The organism is Oceanobacillus manasiensis (assembly GCF_000724085.1).
Classification (GTDB): domain Bacteria; phylum Bacillota; class Bacilli; order Bacillales; family Amphibacillaceae; genus Oceanobacillus_B; species Oceanobacillus_B manasiensis.
In genome coordinates, this window is record NZ_CCDL010000002.1 from 375,679 (window position 1) to 394,715 (window position 19,037).

The window sequence follows — 19,037 nt, forward strand, 5'->3', positions numbered from 1 at the left end:
TCCTCCGTGGTTTTACCAGCCGCGTTCGTATTGTTTAGGGGCAGGCAATTTTTCGTTTAGTTCAACTGCTGCTGTTCTAGGCCAATACGGGTCCCTGAGCAATTCCCTTGCTAGGAAAACGAGGTCAGCTCTTTCATTTTGAATTATTTCTTCTGCTTGGACCCCTCTAGTAATCAAGCCCACAGCACCTGTCTGGATATTAATTTCTTTTCTTATTGTCTCACAGCGTGAAAGCTGATAACCGGGATAGGTAGAGATTGTCGCTGGCACAATACCACCAGAGCTGCAATCAATTAGATCGATGCCTTGATCCCGCATTCTACTTGCATAGTATAGAAAATCGTTTAAACTATTTCCACCATCAGCATATTCGTCTGTAGAAATACGAACAAATAAAGGACCATCCCATTCTTGTTTTACTGCATTAATGATTTCCTCGAGAAAACGGTATCGATTTTCCCTGCTTCCTCCATAATTATCTTCTCGCAAATTGGTTAATGGTGATAAAAATTGATTGATTAAATAACCATGAGCTGCATGAAGTTCAATGATGTCAAAGTTTGCTTGTTTAGATCTTTTGCTTGCATTCTTGAATGCTTCGATTGTTTCTTCAATGTCCTCTAACGACATTTCTTTAGGAGTTTTATAGGATTCACTAAACGCTTTAGCGGTTGGGGCATAGATAGTTGAATCCAATTGTGCTTTTCTTCCAGCATGGGCAAGCTGTATAGAGGATTTGGAGCCATAATGGTGGATTTGTTTATTAAGGTCTGTAAGTCCTTCTACTTGCTCATCATTCCAAATACCAAGGTCTTGTGGAGAGATACGGCCTTCGGGTTGAACTGCCGTCGCTTCTAGCATAATTAAACCAACCTGACCAACGGCCCTAGAAGTATAATGTGTTACATGAAAGGGGGTAATCTTGCCATCTTCATCCCTACAGGAATACATGCACATCGGTGCCATTACAATTCGGTTTTTTAAACTAACGTTTTTAAAGTCAATTGGTGAAAATAATTTCGTCATGTTACTTCCTCCTTAAAATAAGACAATTATGTAAATAATCTGCGATAATCCTTAGCAATATCTGGAACGTCTGTGAATACTGCATCACATTTCTGATTAAAACAACGTATTAAATGTGCAGGTTTGTTCACAGTATAAACTCGAACTTGAAGTTGCTGTTGTTTGCTATCCTCCATTAAAGAGGAACTTAATAAACGATATTTTATATGAATGGAAGATGCACCAAGCTCTTTTACATAGTTGGTAAAGTATTTTATTCGCTTGGAAGTTAAAAAGGCGATATCAACCTCTTTTGTTAGATCATGTACACGTGTCACGCTCTTTGGATTAAAGGTAGATAGTGTGGTACGATTTAATAACTGATACTTATCTAATAAATCTAGTACAATTTTCTCTAAGCCCTGATAATCTATTTTATTATTTTTAAGCTCAATATTTAAGTCTAACGGTTTGTCTTGGATCCAATCAAGAAAATGCTCGAGTGATACAATCTTAGTCCCCATAAATTTATTGGAAAACCATGACCCCATATCAAGTGTGGTTAATTGTTTAAAAGTAATGTCCTTGACAAAACCTTTTCCATTAGACGTTCGCCGCACACTTTCATCATGTATTAACACTGGTACGTTATCCTTTGTTAACTGGACATCTGTTTCTATTCCATCAGCACCAAGTTTCAGGGCAAGTTCAAAAGCAGGCATCGTATTTTCAGGTGCATATTTACTTGCCCCCCGATGTGCAAAAATTTTAGTTTGCAATGGTTTCACCTCTATATTTGATTTTGTTTTATTTCCACGAAAAAGTCAATTTAGACAGGGGGATTAGATATGAAAAAATGGCAAACGAAAGAAGAGTTGACAGATTTACTTTGTTCCATCGTGCAATATCAAAGCATAACAGGTTCAAATGCAGAGATCGCAATAGCAGAATATCTTTATCACATACTATCCCAGAAAGAATATTTTCAACAAAACACGAATCACTTAAATCTCCACCCTTTGGAAGACGGCAGGAGACTGCTAACCGCTCTAGTAAAGGGGAAGAAACAGAAAAAAGAAACGATTATTCTGCTAAGCCATTTTGACGTAGTAGGTGTGGAAGATTTTGGCTCCTTACGAAATCTGGCTTTTCACCCGTTGGAACTTACACAAGAACTTACCAAATTAAAACATCAACTTCCAGAGTATGTACAAAAGGATTTGGAGGAGGGTGATTGGTTATTTGGAAGAGGGACGATGGATATGAAGGCAGGATTGGCACTTCACTTAGCAATGGTAGAACGTGCTATGTGTGGAGAATTTGACGGTAATGTGTTACTTCTTTCTGTACCAGATGAAGAAGTGAATTCAAGCGGGATGCTTACAGCGCTCCCTATACTAAAGCAATTAAAGGAAACAGAGAATATTGAATACAATGCTTGTTTAAATGGTGAGCCAATGTTTAGTAAATACCCTGGTGACCCTAATCATTATGTTTATACCGGTTCCATCGGAAAAGTGCTTCCTGGTTTTTATTGTTACGGTAAAGAATCACATGTTGGTGAGCCATTTGCGGGTATAAATCCAAATTTAATGATTAGCTTTTTATCTCAGCAAATGGAACTAAATGAGGCTTTTATAGAGCAATTAGATGAGGAAATTACGCCACCTCCTGTCAGCTTAATGCATCGTGATCTTAAAGAAGAATATTCTGTTCAAACACCCCAATCAGCAATAGCTATGTATAACGTACTTTATTTAAAACAAAGCTTTGAAGAGTTGAATAAAAAGCTTTTAGATAGTGCTAATCAAGCTGCAAGGCAAACGGAAGCATATGTACAAGAAAAAGCAAAGCATTTTGCGAAGGTAGCGAAGGATTTTACTATGCCTGCATCAAAAGTAAATGTGTTTATGTATGAAGAGTTATATCAAGAAGCGGTTAATAGGTATGGCCAGGAAGAAATAAACCGTCGGCAAAACCTGTTAGGGAGCCAACGAGAACAGGGAGACCGTGACTTTTCGACTTTACTTGTACAAGAATTAGCAGCGATGTGTAATGACTTAGCACCCTTGATTGTCTTGTTTTACAGTCCACCATTTTATCCTGCAGTGTCTTCTCATCATGACCCCTATATTCAACATGTTATGCAGGATATTATACAATTTGCAAAAAAAGAGGATAATATTGATTTAGTTAATTCTGAGTTTTTTACAGGTTTATCTGATTTGAGCTTTGTGGGACCTGTGACTTCAAACAGCAGAATAAAACAGCTTACAACAAACATGCCTTTACAAAATAACGGATTTGTTTTTCCAGAAGACGTTATGGATCAATTAGAAATGCCTGTTTTAAATATAGGGCCATTAGGCAAAGATGCTCACCAGTGGACAGAGAGGCTTGAACTTAATTACAGCTTTAAGTCATTACCTACCATAATTTCGAGAGCAATTCAGCAATTGCTGGCAGGTTCTCCGAAAAGACAATAGGTTGAAAATAGTGTAAACTAACTAGAATGAATGACTATTCAGTTTCGGAGGAAGTAAAAGATGAAAATTATTAATAATTCATTATTTCAACTAACAGTACCGACTCCTTTTGCTGTAGGTGATGTCCATTTATATTTATTAAAAGGAGATTCATTGACCCTTATTGATGCCGGGGTGAAAACGAAAAAAGCCTTTGAAGCTATACAAGTACAATTAAAGGAAATTGGATACCATCCAAGGGATATTGAACAAATTATATTGACACATCATCACCCTGACCATACTGGGCTAGTGGAGGCATTCCCGCGCGCTAAAGAAATAATGGGTAATGGTCTTGTTGACCTTTGGTTAAGAAAAGATGAACAATATTTTAAGAGATATGAAGACTTCTTTAAAGATTATTTTCGTCGATGTGACATACCACCACACTTTAAAGGGATTGGGAAGAAATTACGTTCCTTAATGCATTATGCTGGTGAGGGGAATTTAACTAGTTTCCTAGATGAGGGAGATAGATTACCAGGACACCAAAATTGGCAAGTTATTAACACGAAAGGGCATGCACAGAGTCATATATCTTTTTATAACGAAACAGAGAAATTATTTATTGGCGGAGATCATTTAATGAAAAACATTTCTTCAAACCCTGTGATTGAAGCTCCAGTCCTTGAAGGAGAGCAAAGGGCTTCTCCCTTGTTACAGTATCGAGATAGCCTTCGAAGATGTGAGTCACTTGAGATTAGCCACCTTTTACCTGGTCATGGAGAAATTTTCACAAATGTATCTGAGGTTGTTCAAGCTCGTTTTGATAAACAGGAAAAGCGAGCTGCTCACGTATTTGAATTGCTTCAATCTGGCAAACATACTGCTTTTCAGCTATGTCAAAGCATATTCCCGACAAGGTATGAAACACAGATTGATTTAACCTTATCCGAGGTTGTCGGGCAGCTTGATTATCTTCAAGCGAGAGGGATGATTAGGAAAAGCGCAGAGGGGGAAATGGACTTTTATGAAACTGCGACCGCTGGAGAATAAAAAGATCATTGTAACTGGTGCCTCTAGTGGAATTGGGGAAAGAATTGTGTGGCACATTGCTGCGAGTGGAGGAATTCCTCTCTTGGTTGCACGTTCCACAGACAAAATGAAGAAACAATGCGAGACCATTATGCAGACATTTAATACCGATTGTTGCTATTACACTTCTGACTTATCGAATACAAGTGAGATGGAAAGAACAATTGAATTAATCTTTCAGGATCATGCTAAAATAGACGGCCTTATTAATAATGCAGGTTTTGGTAAATTTCAGCTAGTAGAAGATATGTCTATGCAGGACGTGGAAAACATGTTTCAAGTTAATGTTCTTTCTTTAATACATTTCACAAAAATGCTTCTACCACATTTTCAACAGAATCAACATGGGCATATTGTAAACCTTGCATCGCAGGCTGGAAAGATTTCGACTCCTAAATCAGCTGTGTATGCTGCTACAAAACACGCAGTAATTGGATTTACCAATAGTTTGCGTATGGAGATTGAAAAAGATAATATCTTCGTTACTACTGTAAACTTAGGTCCTGTGGATACAAACTTTTTTACACAAGCAGATCCAGATGGGTATTACAAAAAGAGTGTTAGTCGATATATGCTAAATCCAGATCGTGTTGCGAGCAAAGTTTCGCGGCACCTGTTCAAACAAAAGCGGGAAATTAATATGCCTGGGTGGATGGAGATAGGCAGTAGACTGTATCATTTGTTCCCAAGTGTAATGGAGAATCTCTTAAAATCACAATTTAATAAAAAATAATGAAGAATGGAAGGGTAAAATGAAACTTCATATTACAACATCTGCAAAAGAGGAATTGGAAAAAAGGAATGATAATAAAAACCGTTATGTGGTTCTCTGGTATGATACCGAGGGGTGCGGTTGTGGAGTTAACGGAGTACCTACCGTAAGATTTACAGACGACTATACTGAAACTTTTACAGAGATAGAAAGTGACAGTTTTCCAGTGCTTATACAGAAACATCAAATAGTATTCTTTGCTGAATCAATGAAACTTGACTCTATAAATGGCATGCTTCGTTTATCAAGCCCTGAAGGAATACTAAATCCATTTATTGCACCACAAAGTATATGTGAAATTTAGAAACCCAGTGGGAAATAGTTCTCCCCACTGGGTTATTATTTTAGCGATGATTTACATATTGAATTGGTTTAATACTTTGTTGAATTTCTAAATAAGTATCGTTGGCGAGTTCATCTAATGATAAAGATGTATTTGCCTTTACTTGGCCCACAGAGCTTGCACCAAATACAGCACTAGCTACAGCGGGATGCTTGAGTACATATTGTAAGGCAATTTCTTGCATGCCTTCTTCAGAGCTAATGTTTGCTAATGTATTATAGTAATTCTGTAAATCGTTATAGGAGTGATTTAGATACCCTTCCTGGCCTTTTTCCTCTATCTTATGTTTAGCCTGATTACTAAGCATTCCTTTGGCTAAAGGACCTCTTGCAAGGACGCTGATCCCATTTGCATGTAGAAGATCAAGGACTTCCTCTTCAGGGCGACGGTCTAAGATACTATATTGCATCATAACTGCATCAATAGTCGAACGTTTGACATATTCTCTAATAACGTTTGGACGAATAGAGGAAATGCCATAACTTCGTATGTATCCTTCATCCTTTAGACGTTCGAATGCCTCAATCGATTCATCAATCGGATCGTCAATGGTGCCACCATGTAGCATGTAAAAATCAATATAATCTGTTTGCAGACGACGTAGACTATCTTTTACTCCTTCGGTTATATGCTTTGCTGAAGGATCCCAATACCAGTCCTCTGTTTTTTTATTAAAATGATTGCCTACTTTAGTAGTAAGCACGACTTGATCACGTTTTCCTTTAATTGCTTTTCCTACAATTTCTTCATTTGTCCCGAAATCATATAGATCAGCAGTATCGAGATGTGTTATACCACGATCGATTGCAATATCAATCATATTTTTTGCCTGGTTTAGATCTGTTCCAAGTGACATACAACCTAATGTAAGGGGTGAAATTGAAATACCGGACTTACCCAATTGATTTTGTTTCATGCGAATCATCCTCCCAATTTACTTCTATTCCCATTTTAAAAAGTCGATAAACACAATACAACTATTTTGCGATGGAATTAATAATGACTTATAATTTAACATAGAAGAAATATCTATAGTGTTAAAGAAAGAAGGATTATATATGAAAAAATTTGAAGAGAAAACAATTGAAACAACTTCCATATATGAAGGAAAAGTTGTTGATTTACGAGTGGATGAAGTTAGCCTGCCGAACGGAAAAACAGCGAAAAGAGAGTTGATTAAGCATCCAGGCGCTGTTGCTGTAATTCCTATTACAAAAGACCAAAAGATTGTGTTTGTAGAACAGTATCGTAAGCCACTTGAAAAGTCATTGGTAGAAATACCCGCAGGAAAAGTGGAAGTTGGGGAAGCGCCAGAATTAACAGCTAGGCGTGAACTGGAAGAAGAGACAGGTTATACAACGAAGGACCTTTCCTTCGTTACTTCTTTTTATACTTCACCTGGCTTTGCTGATGAATTAATGCATATTTATATAACGGACGAGATAGAAAAATTGGAGAACCCAGTGGGAAGTGACGAGGACGAATTTGTTGAGGTTCTTGAGTTAACATTAGATGAAGCGAAAGAGTTTGTTGAGCAAGAGAGAATACATGATGCAAAGACAAACTATGCGATACTTTATTTGCATGCATTGGGGAAATATTAAATGTTATCTAATTACTTTGTTGATATGCATATCCATATAGGAAGAGATATTGACAATAAGCCAGTTAAAATAACTGGCGCAAAGTCATTGACTTTGACGAATATTTTGAAAGAGTCGAGTAGAAATAAAGGAATGGGTATGATTGGTGTTATTGATTGTCATGCTCCAGCCGTTCAGCGAGAAATAACCACTTTAATTCAATCCGGTAGAGCATGGGAATTAAATGATGGCGGAGTGCAATTTGAAGAAGTAACCCTATTGCTTGGTTCTGAGATTGAGGTTTATGATTCAACTTGTCAGGGGCCAATTCATGTATTATGCTTTCTTCCGAATTTAAAGAGGATGGAAGAATTCACAATGTGGCTCTCAGATAGAATGACAAATATTAGTCTAAGCTCACAACGATATTATGGAACTGGAAAAGAGCTGCAGTATAAAGTAAAAGAGTTAGAAGGAATTTTTATTCCAGCTCATGTTTTTACCCCCTTTAAAAGTTTGTATGGTAAAGGAGTAAAAACATCGCTTACAGAAATATTAGAACCAGACCTAGTTGATGGAATTGAACTTGGTTTAAGCTCTGACACAGAAATGGCTGATCAGCTTGCTGAACTTCATTCCTATACTTTTTTAACTAATTCTGATGCACATTCGCTAGCAAAAATTGCCCGCGAATATCAAGTAGTCAAAATGGAAAATCCTTCGTTTAAAGAGTTTCTGTGGGCGTTACACAATATTAAGGGCCGAGAAATTACAGCAAACTATGGGATGAACCCTGCGCTAGGAAAGTACCATCTTACAATATGTAATGAATGTGAACAACAAACACCAGCCAATTCAGTGTATTGTAGCCACTGTGGTTCCAAGAAAATAATTAAGGGTGTGGCAGACAGAATCCGGGAATTGAGCAATGATAAGTTGAATAAGCAAGTGCGTCCACCTTATAACTATCAAGTACCGTTGGAATATATTCCTTCACTAGGGAAGAAAACATATGATAAGCTTCTGGGAAAATTCGGTAATGAAATGAATGTTATCCATAAGGCTAGTAAAAAGGAAATGGAAGAAATCGTTCAAGGAAAAATTGCCAAATCTATCATTCAAATGCGAGAAGGTAAATTAGGTATCCAAGCAGGTGGTGGAGGGAAATATGGAAAAATAATAACGGATAAACCATGATTTTTACGAAGCAATAATAGTAAGTTGGTATTTTTAACTGGAATTCTTCATAGTTTTTAGTATAGCAGTATCTCTTGAATGGAGGATTCCTAATGTATAAAAATAGAGCTATCATTACAGACCACTTAAAAGACCATGCCACCATCTATTTGTTTATGATTATCCTGTTTATGACTGGAATAGTTTTTGGAGCTATTCTAGTTAATAGTATGAGTATAATCCAAAAACAGGATTTATTTTTTTATTTGGAACGTTTTTTTGGTCAGCTTCATGATCAGCAGATAACCGAAAACACAATTATCCTAAAAAATAGCTTTCTTTATCATGTGAAATACTTACTTCTACTATTTATACTTGGTTTGTCTGTAATTGGGCTTCCAATAGTATGGATATTATTGTTTATTAAAGGTCTAGTTGTTGGATTTTCGGTAGGGTTTATCGTGAATCAGTTAGGAATGGACGGGTTTTTATTGGCTACTTTTTCCATTGCTCCCCAAAATCTTTTAATTATACCTATCTATATTGTTGCGGGTAGTTTAGCAATGATTTTTTCATTGAAGCTACTAGGCAAGTTATTTACTCGTAAAGTTTCACAACCGGTCTTCCAGCCTTTTGGAAGATACGCAGCAATCTTCGGTTTTCTTTTGTTATTATCCTTTGTAGCTGCTTTGTTAGAGACGTATGTAGCGAATGAAGCAATGACATATATAGTTAAATCATTTTACCAATAATGAAACTTAAACTATAATAATTATAAATATAAAATAATAATTACATTTTATTTTGACACGTTCTAATTCGATGCCTATAATAAAGATGGGATACGAGGGAGGGAACCTGCCATGGAACATCGCATAGATCAAATAAAAAAACAGCTCCATGCACAGAGCTACAAGCTTACTCCACAACGGGAAGCCACGGTACGGGTTTTGCTTGAAAGAGAAGAAGACCATCTGAGCGCAGAAGATATTTATCTACTGGTAAAGGAAAAAGCTCCTGAAATCGGATTGGCAACAGTCTATCGTACATTAGAGTTATTATCAGAACTAAAGATTGTAGATAAGATAAATTTTGGAGACGGTGTGTCTCGTTATGACCTAAGAAAAGAAGGTGCAGAACACTTCCATCACCATCTTGTTTGTATAGAGTGCGGTTCAGTTGAAGAAATCGAAGAAGATCTTTTGGGCGATGTAGAAAAAATTGTCCAACGTGATTGGGGCTTCCAGGTGAAAGATCATCGTTTGACATTTCACGGAATTTGCAAGCAATGTCAGGAAGGATCTGTCCAATTAAAGAAATAAATCGAGTGCCTTTTTTCAGCTGAAGAAAGGCATTTTTTAACGTTGTTTAATGCCATAAGACTTTTGACTACCGCATCTTGAACTTTTGTTCTCGCGAAAGCATTTACAAACGTTATTAAAAAGGGTAAATTGTAGTCAGTGTTCTTTTTTAACTTCTATGTTTCTATGTATAATGTTAATCTTTTTTGGCATATCTTCTAATAATAGAAGATTATAGAAAAGTCCAGAAGGGGAGTTATGCATTTGAAACGATTAGTATGGGATACGCTAAAAGTTTTTATTATCTTTACTGCTTGCACTTGTTTATTTTATTTCGGGCTTAGGGCTATGCATTCTGAATACGAAGAATTTCATCGATATGATCAGCCGGATGGCCCAGCCGTTAAAGTTTTTCAAACAGAATCAAGCTTGCTAGACAGATTAAATCTATTTTTTCGCTTGGGGGAGTAAGCTGATGCTGGAACACGCATTAGAGGATTTTTTTCATTTTTTACAAGTGGAGAAAGGACTCTCAGATAATACACTACAATCTTATAAGAGAGATCTTTCTCATTATCTAAATTACACGGAAAAAGTGCTAGAGAAAAGTGATTGGAAGGATATTAGACGATCAGATATTGTAGGCTTTTTACATATTCTAAAGGATGATAATAAATCCTCCGCTACAATTGCCAGACATGTATCATCCGTTCGCTCCTTTCATCAATTTCTTGTCAGGGAACAACTAGTAAATCAGGATGCCAGTTTAAATATAGAAACACCAAAGAAGGAACAGAAGCTTCCAGATGTATTGTCATTAAAAGATGTAGAAACGCTTTTACAAATACCAAGCTCATCGCCATTGCATATTCGAAACAAAGCAATGTTTGAATTGCTTTATGCTACTGGATTAAGAGTGAGCGAACTTCTCTCCCTAAAAATTGGAGATTTGCATTTAACGATGGGTTTTGTCCAATGCTTTGGTAAAGGATCAAAAGAACGGATTGTGCCACTAGGCAATGTCGCCATTGATGCTATTGAAAAATACTTGCGACAAGCAAGGCCTATGTTGGTAAAAAACAAAAAGGACGATCAGTCTGTTTTCGTCAACCAGCATGGACGCCCTTTAAGTAGACAAGGTTTTTGGAAAGTATTGAAAGCAGCTGCACAAACAGCGGGCATTAAGAAAAGTATTACGCCTCATACACTACGACATTCCTTTGCAACACATTTGCTTGAAAATGGAGCTGATTTACGTGTAGTGCAGGAAATGTTGGGACATGCTGATATTTCGACTACCCAAATTTATACCCATGTCACAAAAGCTAGATTAAAAGATATTTATGATTCATACCACCCTAGAGCTTAATAACCGTTTTAGTTGTCAGACATCCTACAAGCGCAGTCGAATCTCTAATGGCATACATAGCTAACAAAAATAAACATATAACTGCAGAAATATGGGAAGATAATCTACAGGAGGTATCAGTATGAGAAATTTCAAACGTGTATTTTTAATTGTAATGGATTCAGTGGGAATTGGTGAAGCACCTGATGCTGAAAAATTTAATGATAAGGGTGCAGATACACTAGGACATATTGCTGAACGTATGAATGGACTTCATATGCCAAATATGGGTTTACTTGGTTTAAGTAACATTAGAGAAATTAGAGGAATTAACAAGGCTGTAGAACCAAAAGCACATTATACTAAAATGCAGGAAGCCTCTAATGGGAAAGACACAATGACAGGACATTGGGAGATTATGGGACTACACATCGAGCAGCCCTTCCGTACATTTCCAGATGGATTTCCAGATGAACTAATAAAAGAGTTAGAAGAGAAGTCGGGCCGTAAAATAATTGGTAACAAACCTGCATCTGGTACAGAAATTCTTGATGAACTTGGACAGGAACATATGGAGACAGGGGCTCTGATAGTCTACACTTCTGCAGATTCCGTTTTGCAAATAGCAGCTCATGAAGAAATAGTACCCATTGAAGAACAATACCGTATTTGTGAGATGGCCAGAGAATTAACGCTGGATGAAAAATATATGATAGGTCGAGTGATAGCCAGACCATTCATTGGTACACCAGGTGCTTTTGAGAGAACTTCTAATCGGCATGACTATGCTTTAAAACCTTTTGGTCATACTGTAATGAATGAGTTACAGGAACAGCAATATGACGTCATTGCGATTGGGAAGATTTCTGACATATATGATGGAGAAGGTGTTACAGAAGCCATTCGAACTACAGACAATGAAGATGGGATGACTAAATTGGTAGAAAGTATGGAGAACGATTTCACTGGGATAAGTTTTCTGAATTTAGTTGATTTTGATGCGAAGTTTGGTCATCGTCGTGATCCGATAGGGTATGGGAAAGCATTAGAAGCATTTGATGCCAGACTACCAGAAGTGTTAGAAAAAATGGAAGAGGACGATTTATTATTAATAACAGCTGATCATGGGAATGATCCTGTGCATCACGGAACAGATCATACTCGGGAATATGTACCATTATTGGCTTACCATACAGAAATCAAAGAGGCGAAACAACTGCCTATAAGAAGAACGTTTGCAGATATCGGTGCGACCATCGCAGATAATTTTGAAGTCAAGTCACCAGTACATGGAGAAAGCTTTTTAAAAGAAATTAACAAATAGGGGGAAGACATGATGAATCAAACAGAATTAAAGGAAGCTTCAGCGTATATACAAACAAAATTGGAAGCAAAACCAACACTAGGACTTATTCTTGGGTCAGGTCTAGGTGTGTTGGCAGAAGAGATTGAAAATCCGGTAAACATACCTTATGAAGAAATCCCTCATTTCCCTGTATCTACCGTTTCCGGCCATAAGGGGCAACTTGTAGTCGGCACTTTGGAAGGGAAGCAAGTTATTGCAATGCAAGGAAGATTTCATTATTACGAAGGATATACTATGGATAAAGTAACATCCCCAGTCCGGGTTATGAAGCAGCTCGGAATTGAAGCAATTATTGTAACAAACGCGGCAGGTGGTGTTAATGTAAGTTATAATCCTGGGGATCTAATGATTATTACGGATCATCTAAACAATATGGGTACTAACCCTCTAATAGGTAAGAATGACGATAATCTGGGTGTGCGTTTCCCGGACATGTCGCAAGTCTACGATAGAGATTTCATAAAGCATGCACAAGCATGTGCTAATGAATTGGGACTTGAAGTTCGTAAAGGTATTTATGCTGGAAACACTGGACCATCCTATGAAACGCCAGCCGAAGTAAGAATGTTGCGCACAATTGGAGCAGATGCTGTAGGTATGTCTACAGTACCTGAAGTAATTGTTGCTAACCATGCAGGATTACGTGTGTTAGGAATTTCTTGTATCTCTAATATGGCAGCTGGAATATTAGATCAGCCATTAACTCATTCAGAGGTTATAGAAACCACTGAAAAAGTTAGAGAAGACTTTTTACAATTCGTAAAACAGATTGTTCATACTTTACCACTATCATAAAAAGAGGTGACCATAATGAGAATGTATGATGTTATTGAAAAAAAGCGAGATGGTCAAGCACTTACGAAAGAAGAAATCGATTTTTTTATTGAAGGATATACTAAAGGAGAAATTCCTGATTATCAGGCGAGCGCTCTATTAATGGCTGTATACTTCGAAGATATGACGGATGAGGAACGCGCCAACCTAACGTCGGCTATGGTTGAATCAGGAGATCAAATAGATTTGTCTGAAATTGCTGGTACAAAGGTGGACAAGCATTCTACAGGAGGGGTTGGTGATACAACGACCCTTATTCTTGCTCCATTGGTCGCATCTGTTGGTGTGCCCGTTGCCAAAATGAGTGGAAGAGGACTTGGTCACACAGGTGGAACAATTGATAAGCTTGAAGCAGTACCTGGTTTCCATGTTGAAATCAGCAATGAAAAATTTATTGAACTTGTGAATCAAAATAAAGTTGCAGTAATCGGTCAGTCTGGAAACCTGACTCCAGCTGACAAAAAGCTGTATGGCTTACGTGATGTTACAGCAACGGTTAATTCGATTCCTCTTATAGCAAGCTCTATCATGAGTAAAAAAATTGCCTCCGGAGCAGACGCCATCGTACTTGATGTAAAAACAGGTGCCGGAGCTTTTATGAAGAATTTAGAAGATGCTAAGAAGCTTGCTGAAGCAATGGTTACCATAGGAAATCGGGTGGGCAGGCAAACGATGGCAGTCATATCAGATATGAGCCAGCCGCTTGGTTTTGCAATAGGTAATGCACTTGAAGTTAGGGAAGCTATCGACACTTTAAAGGGTGAGGGGCCGGAAGATTTAACGGAACTTTGTCTAACCCTAGGTAGTCAAATGGTTGTTTTAGCTAAAAAAGCTAAAAATATGGAAGAAGCAAGAGCGAAATTAAAGGAAAGTATAGAAAATGGTAAAGCCTTTGAGCATTTCAAAACCTTTCTTGATTCACAAGGTGGAGATGCAACAGTAGCTGACCACCCTGAAAACCTGCCACAAGCAGATTACAAAATAGAATTACCTAGTTTATCAACGGGGACTGTTTCTAAAATTGTTGCAGATGATATTGGAACCGCTGCTATGATGCTTGGAGCAGGTCGTGCGACCAAGGACTCAACAATAGATCTTGCAGTAGGAATAGTCCTTCACAAGAAAATTGGCGAGAGGGTAAAAGAAGGAGAAGCTTTATTAACCATTCACGCTAATCAACAAAACGTTGAGGAAGTTCGTACAAAGCTATATGATAGCATTGTAATAGCAACGGAAGATGTACCAAAACCAACATTAGTTTATGACACCATAACAGAGTAACAATAAATAGAATCATTATTCTAAGGGCATGACTTTATATAAAGTCATGCTTTTTTGAGTGTTTTTGAAGATAACTATTAAATTTAGTAGAGGCTTATCAATGAAAGAAGGCTAATGTTGAGAGATGCCCTAGTAGGTATAAATTTAAGGTTGAATGTTAATCCTATCTATATATTGATTGTTGGAGGGTTAGCTATGAAAAAAATTATATCGTCAAGTATTGTGCTTTTAATGTTATTTACTATGATAATTCCCGTATACGCTTCCGCAGAGGAAAAAGACAATAACACTAGCAAGGTGAACCTTGCTGCTGGCGCAAATTCAGCCATTTTACTAGAACGTGATACCGGTAAGCTTTTATTCGACAAAAACGCACATGAGAAGCTTCCTCCTGCCAGCATGACTAAGATCATGACTTTGCTGTTAATTATGGAGGAGTTAGAGCAGGGCAGTTTGAAGTTAGATGAGACGGTCCGTGTTAGTGAACGCGCAGCCTCAATGGGTGGATCACAAATATTCCTCGAAGCAGGTGAGGAAATGACAGTTAATGATCTTTTAAAAGGTATTGCTATAGCTTCCGGTAACGATGCTAGTGTCGCAATGGCTGAAAGAGTTGCAGGCAGCGAGGAAGAATTTGTTAGCTTAATGAATAAAAAGGTAGAACAATTAGAGCTTAAAAATACGAAGTTTCAAAACACAACTGGACTTCCTGCTGATGATCATTACAGTACAGCCTACGATATGGCTATAATTGCAAAAGAATTACTAAAATACGAATCTATAACAAATTACACATCTGTATATGAAGATTATTTGAGAAAAGGGCAAGAAAATGAATTCTGGCTAGTTAATACAAACAAACTTGTTCGGTTTTACCCAGGTGTAGACGGGCTTAAAACTGGGTTCACAAATGAGGCTAAATATTGTTTAACTGCAACGGCAGAAAAAAATGGGATGAGAGTAATTGCCGTCGTAATGGGAGCAGAAACAACAAAAGAGCGTAATGCATCAGTCTCTGAAATGCTTGATTATGCTTTCAATAAATTCCAAACAAATAAACTTTATGCAAAAGGGGATGTTATTACAACATTACGCCTTCTTAAAGCGGAAAAGAAATTAAATGATGTGGTGGCCTCTGAATCAATAAGTACTTTACACGCAAAAGGAGATTCAATTGATAACATTACAACAGAAGTTAAATTAAAAGAAGACCTCGTTCTTCCTATAAAAAAGGGTGAGCATGTTGGAACATTAATTGTAAAAGATGGAGAGAATGTGTTATCTGAATCGCAACTTACGGTAAAAGATACAATTGAACAAGCAAGCTATTATACACTAATGAAAAGATCGCTGCAGAAATTGGTGAAGTTTGACTAAAATCCACTGATTTCGTACCTTTCCTTCTTCTTTTGTCATCATGCAGGATTTCCTGGAATCAATAGCGAAAAAGATGTTATGAAGGATAAACAAGGAGGAATAAAAGATGGGTCTTCAGGCAAATTTTGCAGTCAAAGAGGAAGTACTTATCGTACGATTGTCCGGAGAACTGGACCATCACGAGGCAGAAGGGCTTCGTGATCAATGGAAGGAAACAATGTATACCAATTCTGTGAAGCACGTAATACTTAATTTGGAAGATGTAAGCTTCATGGATAGCTCAGGACTAGGTGTAGTTCTAGGGAGATATAAAGAGGTGTTACAGTTAGGCGGAGAGATGGTTGTCTGCTCAGTATCGCCACCAATTAAACGACTTTTTGAGATGTCCGGTTTGTTTAAAATCGTTCGACTTGAGGAGAACGAATCTTTTGCCTTAATGACTTTGGGGGTGGCTTCATGAGAAATGAGATGTCATTAGAATTTTCAAGCATAAGTGAGAACGAGGCTTTTGCACGTGTTACCGTAGGATCTTTTATAACTCAAATGGATCCCACAATGGATGAATTAACTGAAATCAAGACTGTTGTGTCTGAGGCTGTCACCAATTCAATTATTCACGGTTACAATAGTGATCCTGGACAAAAGATCGTTATTTCCTGTTCTATCTCGGAAGATGAAATAGAACTTACCATTAAAGATGATGGCATAGGGATAGGTGATGTAGAAGAAGCGAGGCAGCCACTTTATACATCAAAACCAGATCTTGAACGTTCCGGTATGGGGTTTACTATAATTGAAAACTTTATGGACACAGTAGAAGTTATTTCGATACCCAATAAGGGAACCACCGTGCATATGACGAAGCAGCTAGCCAAAACAAAGTCTGTTTGTAAGTAGAGGTGGGGTGCCTATGAAAGTAAATGTCGAGCGCCAAAAACGGAAAGAAACACTTACTGATGAGCAGGTAAAGGAATATATTAAACGTAGTCAGCAAGGCGATAAGTTGGCTAGAGATATTCTAGTTGAGAAAAACGTACGACTTGTTTGGTCTGTTGTACAACGATTTATGAATCGAGGCTATGACCAAGATGATTTATTTCAGATCGGTAGTATCGGGTTAATTAAATCAATTGATAAGTTTGATCTTTCTTATGATGTACGTTTTTCTACCTATGCCGTTCCCATGATTATTGGAGAGATTCAACGATTTATACGGGATGATGGAAGTGTAAAAGTAAGTAGGTCTCTAAAAGAGACAGGTAATAAAATCCGCAAGAAAAAAGACGAACTAACGAAGAAGTTCGGTCGTTCGCCAACGGTTAAAGAATTAGCGGAGGCCATGGAGCTCTCTCCCGAGGAAATTGTTCATGCCCAGGAAGCCGCAAAATCACCTCACTCTATTCATGAAACAGTTTTTGAAAATGATGGAGATCCGATTACCTTGCTTGATCAGATAGCTGATCAGGATACAAGGTGGTTTGATAGAATTAGCTTACAGGAAGCTATACGCAGTCTTAATGAGAGAGAGCGTCTCATCGTATATCTCCGGTATTACAAAGATCAAACCCAGTCAGAAGTTGCAGAGCGACTAGGTATTTCACAAGTACAAGTATCACGACTAGAAAAGAAGATTTTACAAGACATGAAAGTTAACTTAGACTAAACATAATCAGGATTACGTTACAGGGTAAAGATAAATGAAGTAAACTATAAAATAGTGTGGGTTTCTACCTCTCCCTCCAATTATTAGTTGAGCCAATCGAACTTTCACTGGCGATTACGGGGAATATATTTACAAGAATGCTGAACGAGCATTTGAATTCTACTAGAATGAATTCGAGTGTTTGCTCAGTTTTTTTTGTGTGCATTGAGATGGGTGAGGCTCTTGATTCGGACAAAGAGATCTAGAATAGAAGTGAATTGGGAATGTGCTGTTTTTTAACCCATATTTTATACTTTCTTATAATTAAGGATACATCCATAGAATTACCAATCATAAAAATCACAGTTAAGTAAATAATAAATTTTAAACGACTCTGGTAGAGGATGATAAACGATGAGCGAAATAGTTTACCTACGTATGAAAAAGCATCTAGAAGTGACATCACTTATGGAACTGAAGCTAAAAGATATCGTATATATTTCCGCCAAGCCCGTTTTAAAGAAAAAATTAGAACCTGTATCTATTTATCGGCTTTCCAAAAATGATCAATCGATCGTTATAATAGATGGTTTTGTCATTATTGATCATTTAAGTCGACTGTTTAAAGATATGGAATTTCAACTTATTGGGCCAAATCAAACAATAGTCCGCATTATTAAGAAAAGTAAATCTCCTTCTATTTTATTTGCGACTATCGTTTGGCTTATTTTGTTTATTGGTACTGCGATGACTTTAATGAACTTTCACTACGATGTTAGTATGCAGGAGGTACAACAAAAGCTACATTTTTTATTGACAGGGGAGGAAAATGAATACCCTTTATGGATACAAATTCCTTATTCTCTAGGATTAGGCTTAGGGATGCTCTTATTCTTTAACCACTGGTTTAACAGACGATTTAACGAAGAACCGAGCCCGCTTGAAGTGGAAATTCATAAGTACCAGCAAGATCTTGACAACTATGTTATTCAATATGAGAGCGAATTAAATGATCGTAAACCTTTTAACTAATTTATTACAAGTGATTATTGGAATTTCAAGCGGTATGGCGGTAGGTGGGGGATTTGTTGCCTTTTTGACGGTCCTAGGTGTGATACCAAGATTAATTCAATTAAGTAAAACTGGTCGGATGTTAAAAGTGTACATTGGATGTGTTATTGCAGGTAGTATGTTTGGGACCTATCTTTCTTTTTCGTCAGTAAATTTGGAGCAGCCACTTGTATTCATAGTAATTTGGGGGCTTTTCCATGGAATATTTAACGGAATGTTGGCTGCGGCCCTAACTGAAGTTTTGAATGTTTTTCCAATTCTTTCTAAGAGAATTGGACTGGAAGGCTATCTCCTGTGGATGCTGATGGCTATTGTATTTGGAAAAGTAGCAGGATCGCTTTTTCAATGGATATATTTTGTAAAGTAATTCAGCAGCTG

22 protein-coding genes are annotated in these 19,037 nt (G+C 37.4%); 19 read left to right on the plus strand and 3 right to left on the minus strand.

Annotated elements, in window-relative coordinates:
• Positions 1-12 precede the first annotated feature (12 nt).
• Positions 13-1,026 (minus strand): NADPH dehydrogenase NamA, encoded by a 1,014-nt coding sequence (gene namA / locus BN985_RS11065; RefSeq protein ID WP_042223518.1) that lies wholly within the window; start codon positions 1,024-1,026, stop codon positions 13-15.
• Between the two features lie 26 nt (positions 1,027-1,052).
• A complete protein-coding gene (locus BN985_RS11070; RefSeq protein WP_042223519.1) occupies positions 1,053-1,784 on the minus strand; it encodes a glycerophosphodiester phosphodiesterase in 732 nt (243 codons plus the stop codon).
• 69 nt (positions 1,785-1,853) lie between these two features.
• On the opposite strand from BN985_RS11070, the gene BN985_RS11075 reads away from it, so the two are divergent.
• The 4 genes from BN985_RS11075 to BN985_RS11090 are packed head-to-tail and all read left to right on the plus strand — an operon-like array spanning position 1,854 to position 5,641.
• A complete protein-coding gene (locus BN985_RS11075; RefSeq protein WP_042223520.1) occupies positions 1,854-3,491 on the plus strand; it encodes a M20/M25/M40 family metallo-hydrolase in 1,638 nt (545 codons plus the stop codon).
• A 60-nt stretch (positions 3,492-3,551) separates the two neighbouring features.
• Positions 3,552-4,526 carry an MBL fold metallo-hydrolase gene (locus BN985_RS11080; RefSeq protein ID WP_042223521.1) on the plus strand — a complete coding sequence of 325 codons (975 nt, stop codon included), beginning with the start codon at positions 3,552-3,554 and terminating at the stop codon, positions 4,524-4,526.
• Complete coding sequence (locus BN985_RS11085; protein WP_042223522.1) at positions 4,501-5,298, plus strand: SDR family NAD(P)-dependent oxidoreductase; 798 nt, start codon at positions 4,501-4,503, stop codon at positions 5,296-5,298. The genes BN985_RS11080 and BN985_RS11085 overlap by 26 nt, the downstream gene beginning before the upstream one ends.
• 19 nt (positions 5,299-5,317) lie before the next feature.
• A complete protein-coding gene (locus BN985_RS11090) occupies positions 5,318-5,641 on the plus strand; it encodes an iron-sulfur cluster biosynthesis family protein (protein ID WP_042223523.1) in 324 nt (107 codons plus the stop codon).
• 40 nt (positions 5,642-5,681) lie between these two features.
• Here BN985_RS11090 and BN985_RS11095 read toward each other — a convergent pair whose 3' ends face one another.
• Positions 5,682-6,596, minus strand: coding sequence for an aldo/keto reductase (locus BN985_RS11095; RefSeq protein WP_042223524.1), 915 nt, complete (start codon positions 6,594-6,596; stop codon positions 5,682-5,684).
• Between the two features lie 142 nt (positions 6,597-6,738).
• Here BN985_RS11095 and BN985_RS11100 point away from each other — a divergent pair, with 142 nt between their 5' ends.
• From BN985_RS11100 to BN985_RS11170, 15 genes are all read left to right on the plus strand, one after another.
• Positions 6,739-7,284: an NUDIX hydrolase gene (locus BN985_RS11100; protein WP_042223525.1), complete on the plus strand. Its 546-nt coding sequence runs from the start codon at positions 6,739-6,741 to the stop codon at positions 7,282-7,284.
• On the plus strand, positions 7,285-8,460 hold the full coding sequence (locus tag BN985_RS11105) for an endonuclease Q family protein (RefSeq protein ID WP_042223526.1): 1,176 nt from the start codon (positions 7,285-7,287) through the stop codon (positions 8,458-8,460).
• A gap of 92 nt (positions 8,461-8,552) precedes the next feature.
• Positions 8,553-9,191 (plus strand): stage II sporulation protein M, encoded by a 639-nt coding sequence (spoIIM, locus tag BN985_RS11110; RefSeq protein WP_042223527.1) that lies wholly within the window; start codon positions 8,553-8,555, stop codon positions 9,189-9,191.
• 111 nt (positions 9,192-9,302) lie between these two features.
• A complete protein-coding gene (gene fur / locus BN985_RS11115) occupies positions 9,303-9,761 on the plus strand; it encodes a ferric iron uptake transcriptional regulator (protein WP_042223528.1) in 459 nt (152 codons plus the stop codon).
• A gap of 237 nt (positions 9,762-9,998) precedes the next feature.
• Positions 9,999-10,211, plus strand: coding sequence for a YqzK family protein (locus BN985_RS11120; RefSeq protein ID WP_042223529.1), 213 nt, complete (start codon positions 9,999-10,001; stop codon positions 10,209-10,211).
• 4 nt (positions 10,212-10,215) lie between these two features.
• Positions 10,216-11,109: a site-specific tyrosine recombinase XerD gene (xerD, locus tag BN985_RS11125; RefSeq protein WP_042223530.1), complete on the plus strand. Its 894-nt coding sequence runs from the start codon at positions 10,216-10,218 to the stop codon at positions 11,107-11,109.
• A 121-nt stretch (positions 11,110-11,230) separates the two neighbouring features.
• Entirely contained in the window at positions 11,231-12,412 is a 1,182-nt protein-coding gene (deoB, locus tag BN985_RS11130) for a phosphopentomutase (protein ID WP_042223531.1), read from the plus strand.
• A gap of 12 nt (positions 12,413-12,424) precedes the next feature.
• On the plus strand, positions 12,425-13,249 hold the full coding sequence (locus BN985_RS11135) for a purine-nucleoside phosphorylase (RefSeq protein WP_042223532.1): 825 nt from the start codon (positions 12,425-12,427) through the stop codon (positions 13,247-13,249).
• A 15-nt stretch (positions 13,250-13,264) separates the two neighbouring features.
• Positions 13,265-14,569: a pyrimidine-nucleoside phosphorylase gene (locus tag BN985_RS11140; RefSeq protein ID WP_042223533.1), complete on the plus strand. Its 1,305-nt coding sequence runs from the start codon at positions 13,265-13,267 to the stop codon at positions 14,567-14,569.
• Positions 14,570-14,764: 195 nt separating this feature from the next.
• On the plus strand, positions 14,765-15,946 hold the full coding sequence (locus tag BN985_RS11145) for a D-alanyl-D-alanine carboxypeptidase family protein (protein ID WP_042223534.1): 1,182 nt from the start codon (positions 14,765-14,767) through the stop codon (positions 15,944-15,946).
• Between the two features lie 106 nt (positions 15,947-16,052).
• A complete protein-coding gene (gene spoIIAA, locus BN985_RS11150; protein WP_042223535.1) occupies positions 16,053-16,406 on the plus strand; it encodes an anti-sigma F factor antagonist in 354 nt (117 codons plus the stop codon).
• Positions 16,403-16,843: an anti-sigma F factor gene (spoIIAB, locus tag BN985_RS11155; protein WP_042223536.1), complete on the plus strand. Its 441-nt coding sequence runs from the start codon at positions 16,403-16,405 to the stop codon at positions 16,841-16,843. Before spoIIAA ends, spoIIAB begins: the two co-directional genes overlap by 4 nt.
• Positions 16,844-16,856: 13 nt before the next feature.
• Positions 16,857-17,609, plus strand: a complete 753-nt coding sequence (gene sigF, locus BN985_RS11160; protein WP_042223537.1) for an RNA polymerase sporulation sigma factor SigF — start codon at positions 16,857-16,859, stop codon at positions 17,607-17,609.
• A 393-nt stretch (positions 17,610-18,002) separates the two neighbouring features.
• Positions 18,003-18,620: a stage V sporulation protein AA gene (locus tag BN985_RS11165; RefSeq protein WP_042223538.1), complete on the plus strand. Its 618-nt coding sequence runs from the start codon at positions 18,003-18,005 to the stop codon at positions 18,618-18,620.
• Entirely contained in the window at positions 18,598-19,026 is a 429-nt protein-coding gene (locus BN985_RS11170; RefSeq protein ID WP_042223539.1) for a stage V sporulation protein AB, read from the plus strand. Before BN985_RS11165 ends, BN985_RS11170 begins: the two co-directional genes overlap by 23 nt.
• Positions 19,027-19,037 lie beyond the last annotated feature (11 nt).